General features: G+C 65.2%; 22 protein-coding genes and 2 tRNA genes. 20 read left to right on the top strand and 4 right to left on the bottom strand.

The window, feature by feature from the left end:
• From AC51BJ_RS03630 to AC51BJ_RS03600, 7 genes are read left to right on the top strand one after another with little or no spacing between them, the layout of a single operon-like run.
• Positions 1–1,179: a type II secretion system F family protein gene (locus AC51BJ_RS03630; protein ID WP_496279344.1), complete on the top strand. Its 1,179-nt coding sequence runs from the start codon at positions 1–3 to the stop codon at positions 1,177–1,179.
• Entirely contained in the window at positions 1,176–2,861 is a 1,686-nt protein-coding gene (locus AC51BJ_RS03625; RefSeq protein ID WP_496279343.1) for a GspE/PulE family protein, read from the top strand. Before AC51BJ_RS03630 ends, AC51BJ_RS03625 begins: the two co-directional genes overlap by 4 nt.
• A complete protein-coding gene (locus AC51BJ_RS03620; protein ID WP_496279342.1) occupies positions 2,842–3,534 on the top strand; it encodes a hypothetical protein in 693 nt (230 codons plus the stop codon). The genes AC51BJ_RS03625 and AC51BJ_RS03620 overlap by 20 nt, the downstream gene beginning before the upstream one ends.
• Complete coding sequence (locus AC51BJ_RS03615; protein ID WP_496279341.1) at positions 3,531–4,079, top strand: hypothetical protein; 549 nt, start codon at positions 3,531–3,533, stop codon at positions 4,077–4,079. Before AC51BJ_RS03620 ends, AC51BJ_RS03615 begins: the two co-directional genes overlap by 4 nt.
• A complete protein-coding gene (locus AC51BJ_RS03610) occupies positions 4,076–4,612 on the top strand; it encodes a GspMb/PilO family protein (RefSeq protein WP_496279340.1) in 537 nt (178 codons plus the stop codon). The genes AC51BJ_RS03615 and AC51BJ_RS03610 overlap by 4 nt, the downstream gene beginning before the upstream one ends.
• Complete coding sequence (locus AC51BJ_RS03605; protein WP_430434307.1) at positions 4,609–5,112, top strand: hypothetical protein; 504 nt, start codon at positions 4,609–4,611, stop codon at positions 5,110–5,112. The genes AC51BJ_RS03610 and AC51BJ_RS03605 overlap by 4 nt, the downstream gene beginning before the upstream one ends.
• Positions 5,109–7,430 (top strand): secretin GspD/PilQ domain-containing protein, encoded by a 2,322-nt coding sequence (locus AC51BJ_RS03600; protein WP_496279339.1) that lies wholly within the window; start codon positions 5,109–5,111, stop codon positions 7,428–7,430. The genes AC51BJ_RS03605 and AC51BJ_RS03600 overlap by 4 nt, the downstream gene beginning before the upstream one ends.
• 96 nt (positions 7,431–7,526) lie before the next feature.
• On the opposite strand, the gene AC51BJ_RS03595 is transcribed toward AC51BJ_RS03600, so the two are convergent.
• Positions 7,527–7,820: a helix-turn-helix domain-containing protein gene (locus AC51BJ_RS03595; RefSeq protein WP_019917961.1), complete on the bottom strand. Its 294-nt coding sequence runs from the start codon at positions 7,818–7,820 to the stop codon at positions 7,527–7,529.
• A gap of 330 nt (positions 7,821–8,150) precedes the next feature.
• Here AC51BJ_RS03595 and AC51BJ_RS03590 point away from each other — a divergent pair, with 330 nt between their 5' ends.
• The 4 genes from AC51BJ_RS03590 (at position 8,151) to AC51BJ_RS03575 (ending at position 10,279) form a co-directional block, all read left to right on the top strand.
• On the top strand, positions 8,151–9,389 hold the full coding sequence (locus AC51BJ_RS03590) for an aspartate kinase (protein WP_304003241.1): 1,239 nt from the start codon (positions 8,151–8,153) through the stop codon (positions 9,387–9,389).
• A 74-nt stretch (positions 9,390–9,463) separates the two neighbouring features.
• Positions 9,464–9,557 (top strand) — tRNA-Ser (locus AC51BJ_RS03585).
• A 68-nt stretch (positions 9,558–9,625) separates the two neighbouring features.
• Positions 9,626–9,702 (top strand) — tRNA-Arg (locus AC51BJ_RS03580).
• A 133-nt stretch (positions 9,703–9,835) separates the two neighbouring features.
• Positions 9,836–10,279 (top strand): hypothetical protein, encoded by a 444-nt coding sequence (locus tag AC51BJ_RS03575; RefSeq protein WP_496279338.1) that lies wholly within the window; start codon positions 9,836–9,838, stop codon positions 10,277–10,279.
• Positions 10,280–10,326: 47 nt separating this feature from the next.
• Here the strand turns inward: AC51BJ_RS03575 and AC51BJ_RS03570 are convergent, their stop codons facing one another.
• The 3 genes from AC51BJ_RS03570 to AC51BJ_RS03560 are packed head-to-tail and all read right to left on the bottom strand — an operon-like array spanning position 10,327 to position 13,277.
• Positions 10,327–11,322 carry a cytochrome d ubiquinol oxidase subunit II gene (locus AC51BJ_RS03570; RefSeq protein ID WP_496279337.1) on the bottom strand — a complete coding sequence of 332 codons (996 nt, stop codon included), beginning with the start codon at positions 11,320–11,322 and terminating at the stop codon, positions 10,327–10,329.
• On the bottom strand, positions 11,319–12,704 hold the full coding sequence (locus AC51BJ_RS03565) for a cytochrome ubiquinol oxidase subunit I (RefSeq protein ID WP_496279336.1): 1,386 nt from the start codon (positions 12,702–12,704) through the stop codon (positions 11,319–11,321). Before AC51BJ_RS03565 ends, AC51BJ_RS03570 begins: the two co-directional genes overlap by 4 nt.
• Before the next feature lie 9 nt (positions 12,705–12,713).
• Positions 12,714–13,277, bottom strand: a complete 564-nt coding sequence (locus AC51BJ_RS03560) for a GbsR/MarR family transcriptional regulator (RefSeq protein ID WP_232419627.1) — start codon at positions 13,275–13,277, stop codon at positions 12,714–12,716.
• 254 nt (positions 13,278–13,531) lie between these two features.
• Between AC51BJ_RS03560 and ndk the strand changes: the two genes are divergently transcribed.
• The 9 genes from ndk to der are packed head-to-tail and all read left to right on the top strand — an operon-like array spanning position 13,532 to position 22,524.
• On the top strand, positions 13,532–13,957 hold the full coding sequence (gene ndk / locus AC51BJ_RS03555; RefSeq protein WP_008058959.1) for a nucleoside-diphosphate kinase: 426 nt from the start codon (positions 13,532–13,534) through the stop codon (positions 13,955–13,957).
• Positions 13,958–13,969: 12 nt separating this feature from the next.
• Complete coding sequence (rlmN, locus tag AC51BJ_RS03550) at positions 13,970–15,079, top strand: dual-specificity RNA methyltransferase RlmN (protein ID WP_020164943.1); 1,110 nt, start codon at positions 13,970–13,972, stop codon at positions 15,077–15,079.
• A complete protein-coding gene (gene pilW / locus AC51BJ_RS03545) occupies positions 15,076–15,906 on the top strand; it encodes a type IV pilus biogenesis/stability protein PilW (protein WP_430434234.1) in 831 nt (276 codons plus the stop codon). Before rlmN ends, pilW begins: the two co-directional genes overlap by 4 nt.
• A gap of 17 nt (positions 15,907–15,923) precedes the next feature.
• A complete protein-coding gene (locus AC51BJ_RS03540; protein WP_496279335.1) occupies positions 15,924–16,769 on the top strand; it encodes a RodZ domain-containing protein in 846 nt (281 codons plus the stop codon).
• On the top strand, positions 16,769–18,022 hold the full coding sequence (ispG, locus tag AC51BJ_RS03535; protein WP_496279379.1) for a flavodoxin-dependent (E)-4-hydroxy-3-methylbut-2-enyl-diphosphate synthase: 1,254 nt from the start codon (positions 16,769–16,771) through the stop codon (positions 18,020–18,022). Before AC51BJ_RS03540 ends, ispG begins: the two co-directional genes overlap by 1 nt.
• Positions 18,023–18,032: 10 nt before the next feature.
• Positions 18,033–19,331, top strand: coding sequence for a histidine--tRNA ligase (gene hisS / locus AC51BJ_RS03530; protein WP_496279334.1), 1,299 nt, complete (start codon positions 18,033–18,035; stop codon positions 19,329–19,331).
• Positions 19,332–19,372: 41 nt separating this feature from the next.
• On the top strand, positions 19,373–20,047 hold the full coding sequence (locus AC51BJ_RS03525; RefSeq protein WP_304003253.1) for a YfgM family protein: 675 nt from the start codon (positions 19,373–19,375) through the stop codon (positions 20,045–20,047).
• Positions 20,044–21,186, top strand: a complete 1,143-nt coding sequence (gene bamB / locus AC51BJ_RS03520; RefSeq protein WP_496279333.1) for an outer membrane protein assembly factor BamB — start codon at positions 20,044–20,046, stop codon at positions 21,184–21,186. The genes AC51BJ_RS03525 and bamB overlap by 4 nt, the downstream gene beginning before the upstream one ends.
• Positions 21,187–21,195: 9 nt before the next feature.
• Positions 21,196–22,524: a ribosome biogenesis GTPase Der gene (gene der / locus AC51BJ_RS03515; protein WP_496279332.1), complete on the top strand. Its 1,329-nt coding sequence runs from the start codon at positions 21,196–21,198 to the stop codon at positions 22,522–22,524.
• Positions 22,525–22,610: the final 86 nt, after the last annotated feature.

Genomic DNA, 22,610 nt, shown 5'->3' with positions numbered 1-22,610 from the left:
ATGCTTTTCCGCATCCGCGCACTCGACGTCACCAATCGCATCACGCAGCTGCAGGTCGAAGCGTCCGACGAAGCGTCGGCACGCGCACAGGTTCAGGCCGACGGCCTGACCGTGCTGTCGGCGGCGCGTGCGCACACGCTGTCGTTCAACCGGCAGCGCTTTCCGGTGCTGCTGTTCTGTCAGGAGCTGCTGGCGCTGCTGCGCTCCGGCCTGTCGCTGGTCGAAGGTCTTGAGGTGATGGCCGAGAAGGAGGGACGCACGCTGTCGCGCACCGTGCTGAGCGCGCTGATCGAAGCGCTGCGCCAGGGCAAGACGCTGTCGATGGCGATGTCCGCCCAGACCGCCATCTTTCCCGACCTGCTGGTGGCGATGATCCGTGCGTCCGAGCGCACCAGCGACCTCGATCAGGCGCTCGAACGCTATGTCGCCTACAGCGAACAGCTCGACAGCCTGCGCGGCAAGCTGGTCGCGGCAGCCACCTATCCGGTCATCCTGCTGGTGGTGGGCATGCTGGTGGTGCTCTTCCTGCTGGTGTTCGTGGTGCCGGAGTTCTCCAAAGTGTATGAAGATATTTCCACCGAACTGCCGCTGGCGTCGCAGTGGCTGCTCGCGTGGGGCCATTTCGTCAAGGCGAATTCGGCGTCGTTGGGGTTGGGCCTGCTCGTGGTGGTGATCGGCATCGCCTGGACGGTGCGTCAGCCGGCCTTCCGTCAGGGGCTGATGGCGCAGTTCGAGCGGGTGCCCGGCATCGGCAGCCGGATGCGGGTTTTCCGCCTTGCGCGCTTCTTCCGCACGGTGGGCATGCTGCTGCGCGGCGGCATTCCGGTCGTGCAGTCGCTCGAACTGGTGCGCGAACTGCTGCCGCTGCCGATGCAGCAGAGCCTGACGCGCGCGCTGCTGTCGATACGCGAGGGGCGTGCTGCGTCGGACGCCTTTACCGAGGTCGGTCTGAGCACCGCGGTGGCGTCGCGCATGCTGCGCGTCGGTGAGCGCGCCGGCAATCTGGGCGACATGATGGAACGCATCGCCGCCTTCCACGACGAGGAAATGACGCGCTGGCTCGACCGCGCGACCCGGCTGTTCGGTCCCTTGCTGATGCTGGTGATTGGTCTGGCCATCGGCGGCGTCGTGGTGCTGATGTACCTGCCCATCTTCCAGCTGGCGGAGAGTCTGCAATGAGCGCGCTGCCCGCCAACGCCGTGCCGTCTCCGATTACAGGCGACCTGCTGGCGCGCGCCCGCGCGCAGGCCGGGCGCGGCTCGGTCATGCAGGCCCTGATCGACCTTTCTGGCGGCACGCCGGACGACATGTGCGCCCGGGTTGCCACCCAGCTCGGTCTGCGCGCGATGCACAGCGCTGACCTCAACGCGTTGACGATGACGCTGGGCGGCATCCGCTTTTCCGAGGCGCTGGCGCGCTCCGTGGTCGTGGCCACCGACGAGACGGGGGCTCGCGTCGCCGTGGTCGCCGACCCCTACGACGCTGCGCTGCAGGACTGGCTGGCGGTTACGCTGCACGACAGCTTCGAGTTGCGCGTCGCCACGCGCGACGACATTACCGCCGCACTGGCGCGGTTCGAGGAGAGCCAGCGCGCCTCCGCCGGCCTGCTCGACGAAGGCGAGCAGGTCAGCAGCAGTTCGGCCGAAGTGCTGTCGCTGGCGCGTATCGCCGACGACGCCAGCCCGGTCGTGCGGGTGGTCAATTCGACACTGTACGACGCGCTGAAGCAGGGCGCCTCCGACATCCACCTCGAATCCGTGCCGGCCGGCATGCAGGTGAAGTACCGCGTCGACGGCGTGATGGTGCGGGTCGGCCAGATCGCTGGCGCCGACACCGCCGAGCAGGTCGTGTCGCGCATCAAGGTGCTGGCCGAGCTGGACATCGCCGAGCGCCGCGTGCCGCAGGACGGCCGCTTCAAGGTGGCCTACGCCGGCCGCGACATCGACCTGCGGGTGTCCATCATGCCCAGCGTGCATGGTGAGGACGCGGTGCTGCGCGTGCTCGACAAGGAACACCTGACCGAGGAACTCAAGGCGCTGACGCTGGAAAGCCTGGGCTTCGACGACATCGCGCGCGCCGCGCTGCGCAAGCTGGCGGCCGAGCCCTACGGCATGCTGCTGGTGACCGGCCCGACCGGCTCAGGCAAGACCACGACGCTGTACGCCACCATCGGCGAGATCAACCACGGCCTGGACAAGATCATCACCATCGAGGACCCGGTCGAGTACCAGTTGCCGGGCGTGCTGCAGATTCCGGTGAACGAGAAGAAGGGCCTCACTTTCGCCCGTGGCCTGCGCTCGGTGTTGCGGCACGACCCGGACAAGATCATGGTGGGCGAGATCCGCGACGGCGAAACAGCTGAGATCGCGGTGCAGGCGGCGCTGACTGGTCACCTGGTGCTGACGACGGTGCACGCCAACAATGTGTTCGACGTGATCGGCCGCTTCCTGCACATGGGCGTGGACCCCTACAACCTGGTGTCCGCCCTGAACGGCATCGTCGCTCAGCGCCTGCTCCGGCTGAACTGTCGCCACTGCGCGGCCCCGCAGGTGCCGGAAGCCGCGCAGCTGGAGGAATCCGGCCTGGCCGGTCTGATCGGGGCCGGCGGCTACGACTTCCGCGCCGGCACCGGTTGCGGCCACTGCCGGGGCACCGGCTACAAGGGCCGGCGCGCGATCGCCGAACTGCTGGTGCTGGACGACGAATTGCGCGAGCTCATCGTCACCCGCGCCCCGATGCGACAACTGAAAGAGGCCGCGCGTGCGCGCGGCACGCGCACCCTGCGCGAAGCCGGTCTGGCCCTGGTGGCCAGCGGCGAAACCAGTCTGGCGGAATTGAACCGTGTCACTTTTGTCGTCTGAGGCGCTGACGCTCGAAGTCGGTCCGCACGGCGTGTCGCTCGGCCGGCACGGCGCGGCGCAGATGCTGTCGCTGGACAATCTGGCCGCCTCGCTCGACGCCTTGCCGGCCGAGGCGACGCCGCGTCGCGCTGCGCTGCAGGTGACGGTGGACAATGCGTGGGCGCGCTGGCAGGTGATCGAGGTGCCGCCCGGCATCGTCGGCCATGACGAACAGCACGCGCTGGTGCGTGCCCGCATGATCGAGGTGTTCGGCAGCGCCGCCCAGAGCTGGGTGTTCAGCTGGGACGCACGGCCGGCGGCCAGCGTGCTCGCCTGCGCACTCGATGCTGCGCTGGTGCAGCGCCTGCAGGCCTGGTGTGCCGCACGCAGCGTGAAGATGAAGAGCATGCAGCCAGCCTGGCTGCGTGCCTACGCCGGGCTGCGCGGTGACGCGGCGACCGGCGGATTCGCACAGCTGCGCCATGGCTGGTTGTGCATGGGCCTATGGGCAGGTGGTCGCTGGCTGCATGTGCGTGGCGAGGCGCTGGCCGACCCAGCGGGTATCGGGGCCGTGCTCGAGCGCCGGCTCAGCCTGTTCGACGGCGAACTGTCGGGCGGTCAGCTTTTCCTGCACGGCTCGCCGTCAGTGACGCTGCCGCGCGGCTGGCGCTGCGTGGCCGGAGGTGGCGCATGAGCAGGCGTCCGGCCGTTCCCGAAATCGATTTCGTCATCCGCCGGCGTGCGCCCGGCTGGCTGGGCTGGCTGGCACTCGCACTCGGTTGTGCCGCCGCCGCCTTCGCCGCCGAGCGCTACGACGCGCTGGAGACGCAGGTCGAGGCGCAGCGCGCCGACAACCGCCGCGCAGCGCGCGCCGCCGAGCAGGCGCGCGTACTGGCGCGACGCGACCAGGAGGACGCCGGTTTGCGCGCCCGGCTGGACGTCGCGCGCACGCTGTCGCTGCAGATGGCACGTGACTGGCAGCCGTTGTTCGCCGACCTCGAAGCCCTCGCCGGACAGCACGCCGACGTCGCGCTGCTGTCGGTCGAACCGGACGCCGCGCGCGGACTGCTGCGCGTGACCGGCGAGGCGAAGGATCTGAATGCGCTGTTCGCCTACGCCGAATCCTTCGCCGACGCCTCGTCGCTGGCGGCGCCGCGCATTGAGGTATTCGAATTCAAGCAGCGCGAGGGGGTGCAGGTGGTCGCCTTTTCGCTGCGTCTGAACTGGAGGCGCGCATGAAGCGGCTGCAGGCACATCTGGCTTACGCGCTGGCGCGCGCGGGCTGGGCGGGCGCCGTCGGCGTGGCGCTGCTGGCGTTGGCGCTGGCCATCCACTTCGGCGCGGCAGCACCTCTGCAGGCCGAACTGGACACGCTCGAAGCCGAACACGAGGCGCTTGTCGAGCGGGTGGCGCAGGGCGTCAAGGTTGAATCGCCACGCGAACAGCTGGCGCGTTTTGACGCGGCGCTGGTCGAGCGCAAGCGCCTGCCGTCGCTGCTGGCCGATCTGTCGAAGACGGCGACCGCCGGCAAGCTGGCGCTGGCGCGCGTCGAAAGCCGCGAGTCGCAGCCGCTCGGTTCGGGCTACGCGCGCCAGGAATACGTGTTCCCGCTGCGCGGCAGCTACCCGGCGTTGCGCGCCTGGCTGGCCGACATTCAGCGTCTGTCGCCAGCGGTGCTGGTGGACGATGTGGTGCTGCGCCGCGACGACATCGCGCGCGATACGGTCGACGCCACGGTGCGCGTGTCGATCCTGATGAAGGAGGCTTCATGAACCGCAGCCTCGTCATTGCACTGATCGCGACGCTGCTTGCGGTGTGGTACGCGGCCGGCATCGAGGACGATGCTGGCGACGCGGCCGGCCTGGTCGCGGAACCGCGCACCGCGCGCAGCACGGGGGTGGCGACGGCCCGCACGGCGGCGGTGGAGCAGGGGGGCGCGATCGCTGCGCTGCCGGTGCGGGGCGCAGCCGAGGTCGGGCACGACCTGTTCGCCGCGCACAGCTTCCTGCCGCCGCCACCCAAGGTGAGCGTGCAGGCCGGACCGCCGCCGGCGCCGGTCGCACCCCCTTTGCCATTCCGTTACCAGGGCCGGATGACCGAAGGCACGTCCACCGTCGTCTTCCTCGCCCAGGGCGAGCGCATGCTTGTCGCGCGCCAGGGCGATCTGCTGAACAACCAGTACCGTGTCGAATCGGTGAGCGCCAGCGCCGTCACCTTCATGTTCGAGCCGCTCAAGCAGCGGCAGACCTTGTCCATCGGAAACGCCAAATGACTGCACTCTTCCAGCCCCGCCTGCGCGCGGCTTTCCTGCTTTTCGCTGCGCTGCTTGCACTTGCGGGTTGTGCCACCAACAAGGCGTTTGAGGACGGCAAGCAGGCGCTGATGGCCGGCGACCAGGACCGCGCGCTCGGCCTGTTCGAGCAGGCGGCGAAGCAGTCCCCGGACAACGCCGAAATCCGCGCCACGCTGTACCGGCAACGCGAAGTGGCCATCGCGCGCCAGCTGGCACAGGCGGAGGCCGCGCGCATCGCCGGCAACCGCGAAGCCGCCGCTGCTGCACTCGACCGCGTGCTGGCGATGGATGCGCGCAACCCGCGCGCGATTTCGATGCGTGACCAGCTGCTGCGCGGCGTGCGCCACGATGCGATGGTGACCGAGGCGAATGCGATGTTCGTGCGCAAGGACGTGTCCGGTGCCGAGGCCCGCGTGCGCAATGTGCTCGGGCAGGACGGCTCGCACGCCGGTGCGCGCGAACTGCTGCGCCAGATCGAGGAGGCGCGGCCGAAGCAGCAGACGCCGGCAGCACTGGGTGACATGTTCCAGAAGACGGTGACGCTGGAGTTCCGCGACACCTCGATGCGCAACGTGTTCGAGGCGATCGCCCGCTCGACCGGCATCAACTTCGTGTTCGACAAGGACGTGCGGCCCGACATCAAGGTGACGCTGTTCGTGCGCAACACGACGGTGGCCGAAGTGATGCGCCTCATCCTGATTACCAACCAGCTCGAGCGCAGCGTGCTGTCGGAAAACACCGTACTCATCTATCCGAACACCGCGGCCAAGGTGCGCGAGTACAAGGAGCTGATCACCCGTACCTTCTTCCTCGTCAACGCCGAGGCGAAGCAGGTGCAGAACCTGATCAAGACGGTCATCAAGACCAAGGACATCTACATCGACGAGCGACTGAACGTGATCGTGATGAAGGACACCGTCGACGCGGTGCGCCTGGCCGAGCAGCTGGTCGAATCGGTCGACGTGGCCGAGCCCGAGGTGATGCTGGAAGTCGAGGTGCTGGAAGTCAGCAGCAACAAGATGAAGGAGCTGGGCATCGATTTCCCGGACCAGATCGGCTACGGCATCCTGACGCCCAATATCAGCAACTCAGTCAGCACCGCGGCGGGCATCACGACGACGACCACGCTGGGCGGCCAGTTGCTTCAGGGCAACATCAATCTGAAGGACACCAACGGTCTGGTCGTTCCCTACGTCAGCAATCCCGGTCTGATCCTGAATCTGAAGGCGACCGACGGCGCCGCAAACCTGCTCGCCAATCCGCGCATCCGCGTCAAGAACAAGGAAAAGGCCAAGGTGCACATCGGCGAGAAGCTGCCGGTGTTCACGACGACCTCGACCGCCAACGTCGGCGTGTCAGCGTCGGTCACCTATCTCGACGTCGGTCTGAAGCTCGACGTCGAGCCGCTGATCCACCCGGAGGACGACGTCGACATCAAGATGACGATGGAGGTGTCGAGCATCGTCAAGGAAGTAACCGGCCCGCAGAGTTCGCTCGCCTATCAGGTCGGCACCCGTTCGACCGCGACCGCGCTGCGGTTGAAGGACGGCGAGACGCAGATCCTCGCCGGCCTGATTTCGGACGAGGAGCGCACCAGCGCCTCGCGCCTGCCGGGCCTGGGCCACCTGCCGCTGATCGGCAAGCTGTTCTCCAGCGAGCGCGGCAGCAACAACAAGACGGAGATTGTCCTGCTGATCACGCCGCGCATCGTGCGCAACCTGAGCCGGCCGGCGCACATCGCGCCCGCTTTGCCGGCCGGTACCGAGGCGGCGGTCGGCGCCGCGTCGCTGTCGATCCGCCAGTCGGGCAAGGATCAGGGCATGCGTCTGTCCAGTTCGGGCGGCGGTGTCTCGCCGGCTGCTGGTGCGGTGCAGTTCGCGTCGCCGTCGCGAGCGGTTCAGCCAGAACCGGCGCCCGCGCCGGAGCCCGAGGAAGAGGCGGGTGGCGCTGAACTGCGCATGCAGTCCTCAGGCGAAATGGCGCCGGGCGGCGAGGCGGGCGTCATCGTGTCGATGACGGCGGGCGCCGGCGTGCGCAACGCGACGGTAGAGATTGCCTATGATCCGAACGTGCTGACGGCTCTCGGAACGGTGACGGCGCCCGGTCGAGCGGCGGTAACCCTGTCCGCAGCGGGCGCGGGGCAGGAGGCGCGCGCCGAACTGCGCTTCCGCGCGGCACCGAACGCGCCGGCTGGCGCCAGTAGCGTGCAGGTGGGCAATGTGGTGGCGCTGGGTGCGGACGGCAATCCGCTGCAGATCAATGCACCCTCGCCGGTGGATATCGTGATCCGCCCGTAAGCCGAACGCGTCGCCGATACAGCGACGCGTGCACAAAAGAAAAGGGGAAGGCGGTCTGCCTTCCCCTTGTCCGTTTCGCGCTCCGCGAAGGCTGTATCAGCCTGCCTTGCGGTGCGCGCGGGCTTCCTTTTTCAGACGCTTGAACGTATCCGGATCGGTTGCGCGCAGGTATTCGACGACTTCCACGTCTTCACGACGGATCTTGCTGATGTCGATCTGCTCGACGTGCACCAGACGCAGCAGCGCTTGCACGGGCTTCGGCATATTGCGGCCGCTTTCGTAGCGGGAGCCGCCGCTTTGCGTTACGCCGAGGCGCGACCAGAACTGCGACTGGTTCATGCCCAGCTTCTTGCGGATTTCACGTGCGTCGATGGTATCGGTTGCTTTCATGCTCGTTGTCCTTGATGAGTTGAACATCGAAACTTCGGTGCCGGGATCCTTGAAAATCCGGTGCCTGGCTGCCTGCCGCTTCGCATAGCTGCTTACTCCCGTATCTATAACTAAAGTCATAGACAAAACCCAGTATAAATGATCACAACGTCCTGCACCAAACAGCTTTGCATATGTTTGCAAGTCGCTTGGTATTGTCGTGGACAGCGTTTTTCGCCAGACGTTTCGCGCAGACTTCCGGCGCCCTGAACCGGAAAAACCGAGGCGCCATGTCACCGCGGGCGGATCAGTTACAATCGCGGGTTTTCGTACAACGTCCCGGAAGTTCAGATGGCTCTCATCGTCCAGAAATACGGCGGCACCTCGGTCGGCAAGCCCGACCGCATCAAGAGCGTTGCCCGCCGGGTCGCCGGCTACGTCGCCCGCGGCCACAAGATGGTCATCGTGGTGTCGGCCATGAGCGGCGAAACCAACCGCCTGCTGGGCCTTGCCAAGGAGATTTCGCCGACGCCCGATCCGCGCGAGCTCGACGTGATCGCCTCCACCGGCGAGCAGGTCACCATAGGCCTGCTGTCGATGGCGCTGAAGGATCTTGGCCTGAAGGCGCGCAGCTATACCGGCGGCCAGGTGCGCATCCTGACCGACGACGCGCACACCAAGGCGCGCATCCTGTCGATCGACGAACACAATATCCGCCGCGACCTCGATGAAGGTCACGTCGTCGTCGTTGCCGGTTTCCAGGGCGTGGACGAGAAGGGCAACATCACGACTCTCGGCCGCGGCGGTTCCGACACCACCGGCGTCGCGCTGGCCGCCGCGCTCGGCGCCGACGAGTGCCAGATCTACACCGACGTCGATGGTGTGTACACCACCGACCCGCGCATCGTGCCGGAAGCCCGCCGCCTCGACCGCATCACCTTCGAGGAAATGCTCGAGATGGCGAGCCTGGGCTCGAAGGTGCTGCAGATCCGCTCGGTCGAGTTCGCAGGCAAGTACAAGGTCAAGCTGCGCGTGCTGTCCAGTTTCGAGGACGAGGGTCACGAAGGCCCGGGCACGCTGATTACTGTCGAGGAAGACGTCAACATGGAACAACCCATCATCTCCGGCATCGCCTTCAATCGCGACGAAGCCAAACTGACCGTGCTCGGCGTGCCGGATCGTCCGGGCATCGCCTACCAGATCCTCGGACCGATTGCCGACGCCAACATCGACGTCGACATGATCATCCAGAACGTCGGCCACGACGGTTCGACCGATTTCTCATTCACGGTGAATCGCGGCGAGTTTGCGCGGGCGATGGAAATCCTCGAAAGCGTTCGCCAGCACATCGGTGCGCGCGAGATCAAGGGCGACAACAGGATCTGCAAGGTGTCGGCGGTCGGTGTCGGCATGCGTTCGCACCCGGGCGTGGCCAGCAAGATGTTCCGCACGCTGGCGGAAGAGGGCATCAACATCCAGATGATTTCGACGTCCGAAATCAAGGTGTCGGTCGTGCTCGACGAGAAGTACCTCGAACTCGCCGTGCGCGTGCTGCACCGCGCGTTCGAACTCGATCAGCCGGCGCAGTAATCAGCCGGAATAAATCGCGCGCGGGTTTGACCGGAGCGGGGCTTACCGGTATGATTCGCGCGCTTTGCAGTACCGGAGAGGTGGCCGAGAGGTCGAAGGCACTCCCCTGCTAAGGGAGCATACGGGCCAAAACCTGTATCGAGGGTTCGAATCCCTCCCTCTCCGCCAAGCAACCATTGATTAATGAAATGGTTGCAGTATTTAAAAGATGTGCTATAGTTCTGCCTCTCTGCAGCGCGCCCGTAGCTCAGCTGGATAGAGTACTTGGCTACGAACCAAGGGGTCGGGCGTTCGAATCGCTCCGGGCGCGCCAATTTACCGCAGAGAAACAAAGAGATAGGCCAGTCGATTGACTGGCCTTTTTCTTTTGTTCTTCCCTTCTCGGGCCGCATTCTGCGGCGACCGGCTACCGTCCCTCATTCCTCACTTCATCGTACGCGTATGGCTTGCGCGACTTCGGCCGTCGTGTATCCATTCGTCACATTCCGTCGGTGTTCTTTCGTGCAGGGGCGTGGAGTGACCTTGGTAATATGACAAAGTCGTTTCACGACTTGTTCGGGGAGGAGAAGCGGGTGGCCATAAGAAAAAAGAGTGCGGAGTTCGGGGAGGAACGGGTCACGCCGGTGGCCTGGTTGAAGGCGAAGCTCGGTGTGCCCGAGCATGCGACGTATCTTGGTTTCGGCGTGCAGAAGGAGGGTGGAGCGCTCTTTCTCGCCGTTTGTGATCCTGCTGCTGCGCCCTCGGACTGGGGCTGGACGCCCTCGGTCGAACAGGCACGGAAGTTCGTCGGTTGGCGCGAGGCGGTCGATGCATCGGAACGCTGTGCGGGCAGCGGCGTCGTGCTGTATTTCGACTATGGCGAGGAAATCTGGGTGTTTCCGGCGCGTTAGTCGGCCGGAACGGCAGCGGTCCCGCCCGCCGGGCGGGACCGCCTTGTTCATCCGTAGCGCAGTTCCGTCGCCTTGCCCCAGAACACGCGGTGTGCAAAGAAGGTGTAGGCGAGAATGGCCGGCACGGTGATGGCGCAGCCTGCGAGAATGAGATTGAGCGCAGCGGTGGAACTTGCCGCCTGCCAGATCGTGATGCGATCCATCACGACGAAAGGGTAGAGGCTGTAGGCGAGGCCCAGTCCGCCCATCAGGAATACGCCCACGGTCAGGACGAAGGGCAGCCAGCACAGCGTGCCCAATGCGCGTTTGCCGTTCAGTGTCCACCACAGTGCGACGAAGCAGGCGAAGGTGGCAAACGGGATCGGCAGCAGGCCGATGAACTGCGGCAGACTGAACCAGCGTGCGCTCACCGTATCGCTGACCCAGGGCGTGGCAAGCGAGATGAGGCCCATGCCCACGACGACCGGTATCAACGCAAGCCGCCCCCAGTGCGCTGCGCGCGACTGCAGTTCGCCTTCGGTCTTCAGCACCAGCCACGTCGCCCCCATCAGTACATAGGCGCAGGGCAGTGCGATGGCGATCGCCAGTGCGAACAGGTCGTAGGCACTGCCGTCGGCAAAGCCGGTGATGAAGCGGCCCAGCATCCAGCCCTGGGCGACCGAGGTGACGGTCGAGCCGGCGAAGAAGATGAAATTCCACAAGGGCTTGTGCGTGTCCTGTGCCTTGACCCGGAAGTCGAAGGCCACGCCGCGCAGGATGAGGCCCAGCAGCATCAGCGCGATCGGCAGGTAGAGCGCGGTCATGACGACGCCGTGCGCTTTCGGGAAGGCGATCAGCAGGATGCCGACGCCCAGCACCAGCCAGGTTTCGTTGGCGTCCCAGAAGGGACCGATGGACGCGATCATCATGTCCTTCTGTCCGTCGTCGGCGCGATGCAGCAGCATGCCGACGCCCAGATCGAAGCCATCGAGCACGACATAGAGGAACATTGCCAAGCCCATCAGGCCCATGAAGATCACCGGCAGGATTTCGGCCCAGCTCATGCGCCACCTTCCTTCTTTGCGGGTTGGGTACCGAGCAGTATCGCCGCGCCGCCGGTGGGCGCAGGGTCGTAGCTGTCGGATGGTTTCTCGGCCATGTAGCGCAGCACACTTATATATGCGGCGATCAGCAGCACGTAGGTGATCAGGTAACCGGCCAGCGTCAGCGCGATGTGCGGCGCTGGCGTCGTCGAGGCGACGTCGGCCGTCCGGATCAGGCCGTGCACGATCCACGGCTGGCGACCGATCTCCGTCACGTACCAGCCCGCGACCGTGGCGATCCAGCCGGAAAAGGTCATCGCGGCGATGCTGACCATGAGCCATCGCGGCGCATGTTCCGGCTGCCAGCCCCGGCGACGCAGCAGCCACCAGCCTGCCCAGCTCACCAGCAGCATCAGCGTGCCGATCGCGACCATGATGCGGAAGCCGAAGAACAGCGGCTTGACTGGCGGGTGCGCCTCGAATTCGTTCAGACCTTTCAGCTCGCCATCCCATTCATGGGTCAGGATGAAGGACGCCATCTTCGGAATGCCGATGGCCATGTCGTTGCGCCGCTCGGTCTCGTTGGGCAGCGCGAACAGCAGCAGCGGTGCGCCTCTCTCGGTCTCCCACACGCCTTCGATCGCGGCGATTTTCTGCGGCTGATGGTGCAGCGTATTCAGGCCGTGCATGTCACCGACCAGGATCTGCACCGGAATCAGTACCGCCGCCAGCGTTATCGCTGCGCGCAGCGCCAGCGGTGTCGATGCGTTGGCCTTGCGGCGCAGCACCTGCCATGCTGACACGCCGGCGACCAGGAAAGCCATGGTCAGGAAGGACGCCAGCAGCATGTGCGCGAAGCGGTAGGGGAAGGACGGATTGAAGATGATTTCCATCCAGCTCGTGACATGGAATTCGCCGTTGATGATTTCGTAACCGACCGGCGTCTGCATCCAGGAATTGAGCACGAGGATCCAGAATGCGCTCATCGTCGTGCCGAAGGCGACCAGGAAGGTGGCAAGCAGGTGCACCCGCTCGCTCACCCGTCCGTGACCGAACAGCATGACGCCGAGGAAGGTGGCTTCGAGGAAGAAGGCGGTCAGCACCTCGAAGCCAAGCAGCGGTCCGGCGATGTTGCCGACCTTCTCCATGAAGCCGGGCCAGTTGGTACCGAACTGGAAACTCATCGTGATGCCGCTGACTACGCCGAGGGCGAAGGTGAGCGCGAACACCTTGGTCCAGAAGCGATAGGCGGTCAGCCAGGGCCGGTGGCTGGTCTTCAGCCAGCGCCAGCGCATGAACAGCAGCATCCAGCCGAGCGAGATCGAAATCGTCGGGAACAGGATGTGGAAGGTAATGTTGGCGGCGAACTGGATGCGCGCCAGCAGGACGGGATCAAGATCCATCGGTGTGTCTCACTCCTTGCTGCCGGATTTGAGCTGGCCGGTCAGTTCCAGCAGTTTCTGGACTCTTGCGCCCATCCGCATCAGCTTGGCCAATGTCTGGGCGTCGAGTCTCTGTACGTCGTCGAACCAGTTGCTCATCAGTTCGATCAGGTCGTGCATGCCCTTCATGCGCTCCTGGGCGACCCTGTCTTCCTCGCAGCTCGGTGTTTCGAGCAGCGCGCTGCGCAGCATCGACAGGGTCGGTTCCATCTCGCGCCGTCGGCGCTCTTCGGCCAACGTGCGGAAGATTTCCCAGGCGTCGCTCGGTGCCTCGAAATACTCGCGGCGGTCGCCCGCCACGTGCTTGAGCTTCACCAGCCGCCAGGACTGCAACTCCTTCAGCCCCATGCTGACGTTCGATCGCGAATAGGACAGCGTCTCGGCGATCTCGTCGGCGCACAGCGGCTTCGGCGACACGAAGATGAGCGCGTAGATCTGGCCAACCGTGCGGTTGATGCCCCAGCGGCTGCCCATCTCGCCGAAGTGCGCAACGAAGCTATGTACCAGCGGTGTCATGGTCTTCGGACTTTTCAAGTGCTATCTGAATGGTTGTTAATATAAATCAAATTTCAGAAAATACTGAAATTTCGGAAAGATCTGATCGTGACTCTGGCCGCGGACCGGTCGTGCGTGGAGGCGGCTGGTGTCTATCCGTGATCGTGGATGGTGTCGGCCTCCGCCCGCGCGTCGGCGTTGCGGTGCAGCACGCAGGCAGACGGGGCGCGCCGGTATTGGTACAATCTCAGGTTGTCCTTCCGTTTCCCTAGCCGCCTTTACCGGAGATACCCATGGCCGCAGAACGTACCCTTTCGATCATCAAGCCTGACGCCGTTGCCAAGAACGTGATCGGCAAGATCTACCAGCGTTTCGAAGACGCCGGCCTGAAGATCGTCGCTTCCCGCATGACCCAGCTGTCGCGCGCCGAAGCCGAAGGCTTTTACGCCGTGCACCGCGAGCGTCCCTTCTTCAAGGATCTGGTCGATTTCATGATTTCCGGCCCGGTCATGATCCAGGTGCTGGAAGGCGAGGGCGCCATCCTGAAGAACCGCGACCTGATGGGCGCCACCGATCCGAAGAAGGCTGCGCCGGGCACCATTCGCGCCGATTTCGCCGACTCGATCGACGCCAACGCCGTGCACGGTTCGGATGCCCCGGAAACCGCCGCCGTCGAGATCGCCTATTTCTTCCCGGCGCTGAACGTCTACTCGCGCTGAGAGAGTACCCGCGTGACCCGCACCAACCTGCTGCAATTCGACGCCGAGGGCTTCGCCGACTTCTTCACGAGTCTGGGCGAGAAGCCCTTCCGCGCGCGGCAGGTGATGCGGTGGATACACCGCAATGGCGAAGGCGATTTCGACGCGATGAGCGACGTCGCCAAGTCCTTGCGTGCCAAGCTGGCGGACATCGCCTGCGTCGAGGCCCCGGTGCCGGTGCGTGACAGCACCAGCACCGACGGCACGCGCAAATGGCTGATCGACGTCGGTGCCGGCAATGCGGTGGAAACCGTGTTTATTCCGGAAGAGCGTCGCGGCACGCTGTGTATTTCGACGCAAGCGGGTTGTGCGCTGGACTGCGCCTTCTGCTCGACCGGCAAGCAGGGTTTCAACCGCAATCTCGAAGTGTCGGAAATCATCGGTCAGCTCTGGCTTGCCAATCGTGCGCTCGGCGCTGTGCGCGGTGGCGAGAATGACGGCGAGCGCGTGATTTCCAACGTCGTGATGATGGGCATGGGCGAGCCACTGGCCAATTTCGACGCCACGGTGGCGGCGCTCAAGCTGATGCTGGACGACAATGCATACGGCCTGTCGCGCCGTCGTGTGACGGTGTCGACCTCGGGCATCGTGCCGGCGATGGATCGCCTGCGCGACGCCTGCCCGGTCGCGCTGGCGGTGTCGCTGCACGCGCCGAACGACGCGCTGCGCGACGAGCTGGTGCCGATCAACAAGAAGTACCCGCTGCGCGAGCTGCTGGCCGCCTGCGTGCGCTATCTCGATCGCGCGCCGCGCGATTTCATCACCTTCGAGTACGTCATGCTCGACGGCGTGAACGACAGCGACGAGCACGCGCGACAACTGGTCGATATTGCCCGCCAGGTGCCGTGCAAGTACAACCTGATACCGTTCAACCCGTTCCCGCAAGCGCCTTTCGGACGTTCGTCGAAGGAGCGCATCCGCCGCTTCTCCGAAATCCTGATGGCCGAAGGCATCGTCACAACCACGCGCAAGACGCGCGGCGACGACGTCGATGCCGCGTGTGGCCAGCTCGCCGGCCAGGTGCTCGACCGCACCCGGCGCACCCGCAAGACCATTCCGATCCAGGAGGTTCCCGCACGGTGAAAAGATTGATTGCAGGCGCGGCCGCCGCGCTGTCCGCGGCGTGGCTGTTGGCCGGATGCGCCGGCGGTCAGACCGCCCGGCCGGGCACCGCCGCATCGAACGCCCCGTCTACGCCGGCTTCCGACTACCGGCCGGTCGAGAACATCGTTACCGGCGCCGCCCGCACCCGCGCCAAATCGCACACCGAACTCGGTCTGGCCTATCTGGAGGCGGGCAATGTCGCGGTGGCGCTTGACGAAGGCCGCCAGGCCCTGCGCGATGATTCGTCCTACGGCCCCGCATACAACCTGATGGGTCTTGCCCACATGTACCTGCAGGAACGTCCGCAGGCGCGGGAGAATTTCGAGAAGGCACTGCGCCTTTCGCCGAGCGACCCGGACATCAACAACAATTTCGGCTGGTTCCTGTGTCAGAGCGGTGAGCGCGCACGTGCGATGGAACTGTTCAATACTGCGATCAAGAACCCGCTTTACGCGCACCCGACCCGCCCCTATACGAATGCCGGCCTGTGTGCGATGGAGGCGGGCGATCTGGCCGGGGCGGAGGTGAATTTCCTGCGTGCGATCAACGCCGATCCGGACAACCTGCAGGCTCTCTACAACCTCGCGGCCCTGTTCTATCGCCGGGCGAACTTCTACGAGGCGCGCAAGTATCTGAGCGACTTCCACGCCAAGACCGACCCGGTGGCGGAAAGTCTCTGGCTGGCCGTGCGTATCGAACGCAAGCTCGGTGACAAGGCGTCGGAATCGGGTTTTGCCGGTCAGCTGCGTCGCCGTTTTGCCGGTACGCCGCAGCACCAGGCGCTGATGCAGGGGAACTACGACTGATGACGGTCGATAACGCAATGCAGGAGTCATCTTTGCAGCAATCGGTCGGTGCGCAACTGCGCCGTGCGCGCGAAGCGCGCGGCATGACGGTCGAAGGCGTCGGTGCCGCGATCAAGCTGGCTGCGCGCCAGGTCGAAGCCATCGAAGCCGACGCTTACGCAGAACTGATGAATCCGACCTACGCCCGTGGTTTCATCCGCAACTACGCCGCCCTGATCGGTCTCGATCCGACGTCGTTGCTGGCGCAGCTCGATCAACAGCAGGTGCGGGCGACGCCGCAGCTGGTCGAGCAGGCCGACGTTGGCGTCGCGATGCCTGTGCAGTCCCCGCGACGCAAATGGTTGCTGCCGCTGTTTGCCCTCAGCGTGCCGGTCGTCGTCGCCACTGCGCTCTATCTGTGGTCCGAATTCTGGACCGCGCCGGCCGCTGAGCAGGTGCAGGTGGAGCAGGAATCGGTGATGCCGCCGCCGGACGCTGTGGCTGAGCCCGAAGCGGAGCCGGCGACGCCGAGTACGGATGCGCAGGCGGCCGACGCCGTTGCGACCGAGGCGACGCTCGCGGCAGCGTTGCCCGAGGCTTCGCCGCCGCCGGCGGCCGAAACCGCCGTTGCGCCGCCCGTGGCGGGGCAGCGGCAGCTTGCATTCACCTTCGCAGCCGATTCCTGGGTTGAAATCCGCGATGCGCAGGATCACATCATCCTGTCCGAACTCAATCGCGCCGGCAGCTCGCGCAGCGTGGGTGCAGTGTTCCCGGTGTCGCTGGTGATCGGCAATGCGAAATCGGTCCGCCTGAGCATCGATGGCACGCCGCACGATCTGGCCCCGGCGACCAAGGTCGATGTCGCCCGTCTGAGGCTCGAATGATGAGTGAACTGTCCTCTGCCATCTCCCGTCGCGCCACGCGCACCGTGCGCGTCGGCGGTGTCGTCGTCGGATCGGCTGCACCGGTGGTGGTGCAGTCGATGACCAACACCGATACCGAAGATCACATCTCGACCGCGATCCAGGTCGCTCAACTGGCGCGCGCCGGCTCGGAAATCGTGCGCATCACCGTGAACACGATGGAGGCTGCCGCTGCCGTGCCCAAGGTGCGCGAGCAGTTGCTCAAGATGAACGTCGACGTACCGCTGGTCGGCGATTTTCATTTCAACGGTCACAAGCTGCTGCGCGAACACCCGGCCTGTGCCGAGGTGCTCGACAAGCTGCGCATCAACCCCGGCAATGTCGGCAAGGGCAGCAAGCGCGACGAGCAGTACGCCGCACTGATCGACATCGCCTGCCGCTACGACAAGCCGGTGCGCATCGGCGTGAACTGGGGCAGCCTGGACCAGGCGCTGCTCGCCCGCGTGATGGACGAGAACGCGCGTCGCCCACAGCCCAAGGATGCGGTCGAGGTGATGCGCGAAGCCATGGTCACCTCGGCGCTCGAGAGTGCGGCGCAGGCGGTCGAGTGGGGGCTGTCGCCGGAGAAGATCATCCTGTCCTGCAAGGTGAGCGGTGTGCAGGACCTGATCGCCATCTATTCCGAACTGGCGAAGCGCTGCGACTATCCACTGCATCTGGGCCTGACCGAAGCCGGCATGGGTTCCAAGGGCATCGTGGCGTCGACCGCAGCGATGTCGGTGCTGCTGCAACAGGGCATCGGCGACACCATTCGCGTGTCGCTGACGCCGGAGCCGAATGGCGACCGCACGAAGGAAGTGATCGTCGCCCAGGAGATGTTGCAGACCATGGGGCTGCGTGCCTTCACGCCCATGGTCGCGGCCTGTCCCGGATGCGGCCGCACGACCTCGACCTTCTTCCAGGAACTGGCCGCTGACATCCAGACCTATGTCCGCGACAAGATGCCGGAGTGGAAGACGCAGTACGACGGCGTCGAGCGCATGACGCTGGCCGTGATGGGCTGTGTCGTGAACGGGCCGGGCGAGAGCAAGCACGCCAATATCGGCATTTCGTTGCCCGGCACCGGTGAAACGCCGGTGGCGCCGGTGTTCGAGGACGGCGAGAAGACGGTCACGCTGAAGGGCGACAATATCGCGGCGGAGTTCCGCGGCATCGTCGATGCCTACGTGGCCCGCACCTATACCAAGAAGATCGCCGGTCGCACCGGCGTCTGAACGAAGAACAATGAGCAAACTGCAAGCCGTTCGCGGCATGAACGACATCCTGCCGGACGAGGCGGAACGCTGGGAAGCATTCGAAACCATCGTGCGCGACTGGCTGCGTGGCTACGGCTACCGGCCGATCCGCATGCCGCTGCTGGAACATACGCCGCTGTTCAAGCGCGCCATCGGTGAAGTGACCGACATCGTCGAGAAGGAAATGTATTCCTTCGAGGACGCGCTCAACGGCGAGAACCTGACGTTGCGCCCCGAAGGTACCGCCTCCTGCGTGCGCGCGGTGACTGAGCACAACCTGCTGTACGACAGCCCGCGCAAGCTCTGGTATATGGGTCCGATGTTCCGCCATGAGCGTCCGCAGAAAGGTCGCTACCGGCAGTTCCATCAGGTCGGCGTGGAAGCGCTGGGCTATGCCGGGCCGGACATCGACGCCGAACTGATCATCATGTGCCAGCGCCTGTGGGACGACCTGGACCTGATGGGCATCAAGCTCGAAATCAACTCGCTCGGTTCGCCGGAAGAGCGCCTGAAGCACCGCGCCGAACTGATCGCCTATTTCGAGGCGCACCAGTCCCAGCTCGACGACGACGCGAAGCGCCGGCTGCACAGCAATCCGCTGCGCATCCTGGACACCAAGAACCCGGCCATGCAGGCGCTGGTCGAAGCAGCGCCCAAGCTGTCCGATTACCTCGGCGAGGAATCGCTGGCGCATTTCACCGCGATCCAGGACACGCTGCGCGCCGCCAACATCCCGTTCCGCATCAATCCGCGCCTGGTGCGCGGGCTGGATTACTACAACCTCACCGTATTCGAGTGGGTGACCGATCAGCTCGGCGCCCAGGGTACGGTGTGTGCGGGCGGTCGTTACGACGGCCTGATCGCCCAGCTCGGCGGCAAGCCGGCGCCGGCGGCGGGTTTCGCCATGGGCATCGAGCGCCTGATGGCACTGTGGGACGCAAAGCAGGCCGACGCGCTGGTCGATCGGGTCGAGGTGTACATCGTGCACTCCGGCGCCGGCACCCAGACGGCCGCGTTCACGCTGGCCGAGCGTCTGCGCGACGGCGGTTTCGCGACGCTGATGCATTGCGGCGGCGGCAGCTTCAAGTCGCAGATGAAGCGCGCCGATGCCTCCGGTGCCATGGTCGCACTCATCCTCGGCGAGGACGAGGTCGCGGCCGGCGAAGTGACCTTCAAGCCGCTGCGCGGTGGCGAGCAGATGCGCGTCAGTCTCGACGACGTTGGCGAGCATCTGGCCGCCATGCTGCTGGACGACTTCGTCAGCGACCGCGACGACACTTTCCAATAACGAACTTTCAATAACCGGATTACCGGGCAGGAGCCGACACCATGGCAGCACTCGATCTGGAAGAACAGGAACAGCTCTCCGCCATCAAGGCGTGGTGGAACCAATGGGGCAATGCGATCACCTGGGCCGTGATCGCCATTTCGGCCGCCATCATCGGCCAGCAGGCATGGGGCTGGTATAACCGCGACCAGTCGGTCAAGGCGAGTGCCGTGTTCGACACGCTGCAGGAGGCGGCCCTGGCCGGTGACCTGAAGAAGACGCGCGAAGCGGCGGGAGAACTGACCGAACACTACGCCAGCAGCCCGTATGCGTCGCTGGGCGCGCTGCTTTCGGCCAAGGTTCACGTCGAGAACAGCGATACCAAGACGGCCCGCGCGCAGCTCGAATGGGTGAAGGACAAGGCGCCGGAGGACGTGCTGCGCGATCTGGCCCGCCTGCGTCTGGCCTACGTCATGATCGAGGAGCAGGCGTTCGACGACGCCGCGAAGCTGCTCGACGGCAAGGCCGAGGCGTCGCTGGAAGCGCGCTTCCTCGAAGCACGTGGCGATCTGCACCTGATGCGCGACCAGCGCGACGAGGCGCGTGCCGCCTATCAGTCGGCGCTGACCAAGCTGGACGATATGATCAAGGCCGAAGGTGAGGCGGCGTCGCTGGCCCAGCAGGGCTATCGCAGCGTGATCGAAATCAAGCTGGACGCCGTGGGGGGCAAGCAGTGAAACGTGCTTCGGCCCTGCTGCTCGTCGCGGCGCTGACCGGGTGTTCGTCGCTGTCGCTGGACAGCCTGAATCCTTTCAGCGGCCCGTCCAAACCCAAGGTTCCGTCGCTGGGCGTGATCCAGCCGACGGCGCAGCTGGCCGAGGTGTGGCGTTTCGGCGCCGGCAAGTCGGAAAATTTCGTGTTCGAACCGGCAGTGATCGGCGGGACGGTCTATGTCGCCTCGCGCGAAGGTTCGATCGCGCGCATCGACGATGGCCGGCAGATCTGGAAGATCGACGCCGGCAAGAATCTGTCGGGCGGCGTCGGCGCCAATGAGCGCATGCTGGTGGTTGGTACGGAAAAGGGCGAAGTGCTGGCCTTCTCCACCGACGGCAAGCCGATGTGGCAGGGCAGCGTCACGTCGGAAGTGCTCAGCGCGCCCGAGGTGTCGGACGACATGGTGTTCGTGCGCAGCGCCGACAGCCGCATCCAGGCTTTTGCAGCCGCCGACGGTGCCCGCAAGTGGAACTACCAGCGTGCCAACCCGGCGCTGACACTGCGCACCCACGCCGGCCTGATCACGACGCCGTCGCTGGTGCTGGCCGGATTTCCCGGCGGCAAGCTGGTGGCGATCAATCGCACCAACGGTTCCGCGGTGTGGGAATCCAACGTGGCGCTGCCCAAGGGCTCGACCGAGCTGGAGCGCATCGCCGATGTGACCAGTCCGCCGGTGATCGCCGGTCGCGAGGTCTGCGCTACCGCTTTCCAGGGGCGGGTCGCGTGCTTCGAACTGAGCAGCGGCAACACCGTCTGGACGCGCGACATTTCTAGCAGCGCCGGCATCGACATCGATACACAGAATCTCTACATCAGCGATGACAAGGGCGCGGTGCATGCGCTCGATCGCGCCACCGGCGCCAGCCTGTGGAAGCAGGACAAGCTGGCCGGTCGCTTCCCGGGCAAGCCGCTTGCACTGGAGGGATTTGTTGCGGTCAGCGATGTCGAAGGTATCGTGCACCTGCTGCAGCGCGAGAACGGTGCCTTTGCTGCCCGCCTGAACGGTGACGGCAGTGCCATTAACGCGGCGATGCAGCCCTACGGACGCGCATTCGTCGCCCAGAGCCGCGCCGGCAGCGTGCGCGCGCTGTCGGCACGCTGAGGAATTGATTTGAAACCCGTACTGGTACTGGTCGGTCGCCCCAATGTGGGCAAGTCGACATTGTTCAACCGCCTCACCAAGACGCGTGATGCGCTGGTCGCCGATTTTCCCGGCCTGACCCGCGATCGCCACTATGGCAACGGCCGCATGGGCGATCGCCCCTTTCTGGTGGTCGACACCGGCGGCTTCGAGCCGACCGCGCGCGACGGCATCATGGTCGAGATGGCGCAGCAGGCCGAGCAGGCGATCGCCGAAGCCGATGTGCTGGTGTTCATCGTCGATGGCCGCGCCGGGCTGACCGCGCACGACCGCGAGATCGCAGCCCGGCTGCGCCGCGTCGGCAAGCCTCTGGTGCTGGCCGTGAACAAGGCCGAGGGTATGCGGCGCGAGATCGTCGCCGCCGAGTTCCATGAACTGGGCCTGGGCGACATCCATGTCATTTCGTCGGCCCATGGCGAGGGCGTGCGCAATCTGGTCGATCACTGCCTCGAACCTTTCCCGCAGGATCCGCAGGACGAAGACGATGTCCGCGGCCCGAAGATTGCCGTGGCCGGTCGTCCGAATGTCGGCAAGTCGACGCTGATCAACGCGCTGCTCGGTGAGGAGCGTGTGATCGCCTTCGATCAGGCCGGCACCACGCGCGACGCGATCAGCATTCCGTTCCAGCGTGGCGGGAAGGAGTACACGCTGATCGACACCGCGGGCCTGCGGCGCAAGGGCCGGGTGTTCGAGTCGATCGAGAAGTTCTCGGTGATCAAGACGGTGCAGGCGATCGAGCAGTCAAACGTCTGCGTCCTGGTGCTCGACGCGACCCAGGAGGTGTCGGATCAGGACGCCCACATCGGCGGCTTCATCGTCGAGAGCGGTCGTGCGCTGGTGCTGGTGGCCAACAAGTGGGACGCAGTGGACAGCTACCGCCGCGAAATCTTCAAACGGGAGATCGCGCGCAAGCTGAGCTTTCTCGGCTTCGCGCGCCAGCTCTACATTTCGGCGCTGGAGGGGCAGGGCGTCAGTGGCATTTTCGGCGCAGTGGACGCCGCTTACGCCGCGGCGATGATCAAGCTGCCGACGCCACGCCTGACGCGGGCGCTGCAGGCCGCGGTCGAAAAACAGGCGCCGCCCAAGCACGGTCTTTTCCGCCCGAAGATGCGTTACGCGCACCAGGGCGGCATGAATCCGCCGGTCATCGTGATTCACGGCAGTGCGCTCGAGCACATCGCCGACAGTTACCGGCGTTTCCTCGAACGCAGTTTCCTCGAAACCTTCAAGCTTCAGGGCACGCCCTTGCGGGTCCAGTTCCGCACCGCGCACAACCCTTTTGCCGCACGGGAAAAATGATCGGCCGCTCCGGGATCAAATCGGCTGACGCCGCGTCCAAGGCTGCGGTGCATCAAAAAATCCAGTACAGTTGAATTTCAAATATA

It is taken from the genome of Methyloversatilis sp. S146-33 (genome assembly GCF_059552495.1).
Note: the sequence above shows the minus strand (reverse complement) of the source record. Positions and strands in the feature narration are given on the sequence as shown.

What these genes read in the sequence shown, in the direction of transcription:
- AC51BJ_RS03630 (WP_496279344.1), top strand. Translation starts at nt 1, where the DNA reads ATGCTTTTCCGCATCCGCGCACTCGACGTCACCAATCGCATCACGCAG.
- AC51BJ_RS03625 (WP_496279343.1), top strand. Translation starts at nt 1,176, where the DNA reads ATGAGCGCGCTGCCCGCCAACGCCGTGCCGTCTCCGATTACAGGCGAC.
- AC51BJ_RS03615 (WP_496279341.1), top strand. Translation starts at nt 3,531, where the DNA reads ATGAGCAGGCGTCCGGCCGTTCCCGAAATCGATTTCGTCATCCGCCGG.
- AC51BJ_RS03610 (WP_496279340.1), top strand. Translation starts at nt 4,076, where the DNA reads ATGAAGCGGCTGCAGGCACATCTGGCTTACGCGCTGGCGCGCGCGGGC.
- AC51BJ_RS03605 (WP_430434307.1), top strand. Translation starts at nt 4,609, where the DNA reads ATGAACCGCAGCCTCGTCATTGCACTGATCGCGACGCTGCTTGCGGTG.
- AC51BJ_RS03600 (WP_496279339.1), top strand. Translation starts at nt 5,109, where the DNA reads ATGACTGCACTCTTCCAGCCCCGCCTGCGCGCGGCTTTCCTGCTTTTC.
- AC51BJ_RS03595 (WP_019917961.1), bottom strand. Translation starts at nt 7,820, where the DNA reads ATGAAAGCAACCGATACCATCGACGCACGTGAAATCCGCAAGAAGCTG.
- AC51BJ_RS03590 (WP_304003241.1), top strand. Translation starts at nt 8,151, where the DNA reads ATGGCTCTCATCGTCCAGAAATACGGCGGCACCTCGGTCGGCAAGCCC.
- AC51BJ_RS03570 (WP_496279337.1), bottom strand. Translation starts at nt 11,322, where the DNA reads ATGAGCTGGGCCGAAATCCTGCCGGTGATCTTCATGGGCCTGATGGGC.
- AC51BJ_RS03565 (WP_496279336.1), bottom strand. Translation starts at nt 12,704, where the DNA reads ATGGATCTTGATCCCGTCCTGCTGGCGCGCATCCAGTTCGCCGCCAAC.
- ndk (WP_008058959.1), top strand. Translation starts at nt 13,532, where the DNA reads ATGGCCGCAGAACGTACCCTTTCGATCATCAAGCCTGACGCCGTTGCC.
- AC51BJ_RS03540 (WP_496279335.1), top strand. Translation starts at nt 15,924, where the DNA reads ATGCAGGAGTCATCTTTGCAGCAATCGGTCGGTGCGCAACTGCGCCGT.
- ispG (WP_496279379.1), top strand. Translation starts at nt 16,769, where the DNA reads ATGAGTGAACTGTCCTCTGCCATCTCCCGTCGCGCCACGCGCACCGTG.
- hisS (WP_496279334.1), top strand. Translation starts at nt 18,033, where the DNA reads ATGAGCAAACTGCAAGCCGTTCGCGGCATGAACGACATCCTGCCGGAC.
- AC51BJ_RS03525 (WP_304003253.1), top strand. Translation starts at nt 19,373, where the DNA reads ATGGCAGCACTCGATCTGGAAGAACAGGAACAGCTCTCCGCCATCAAG.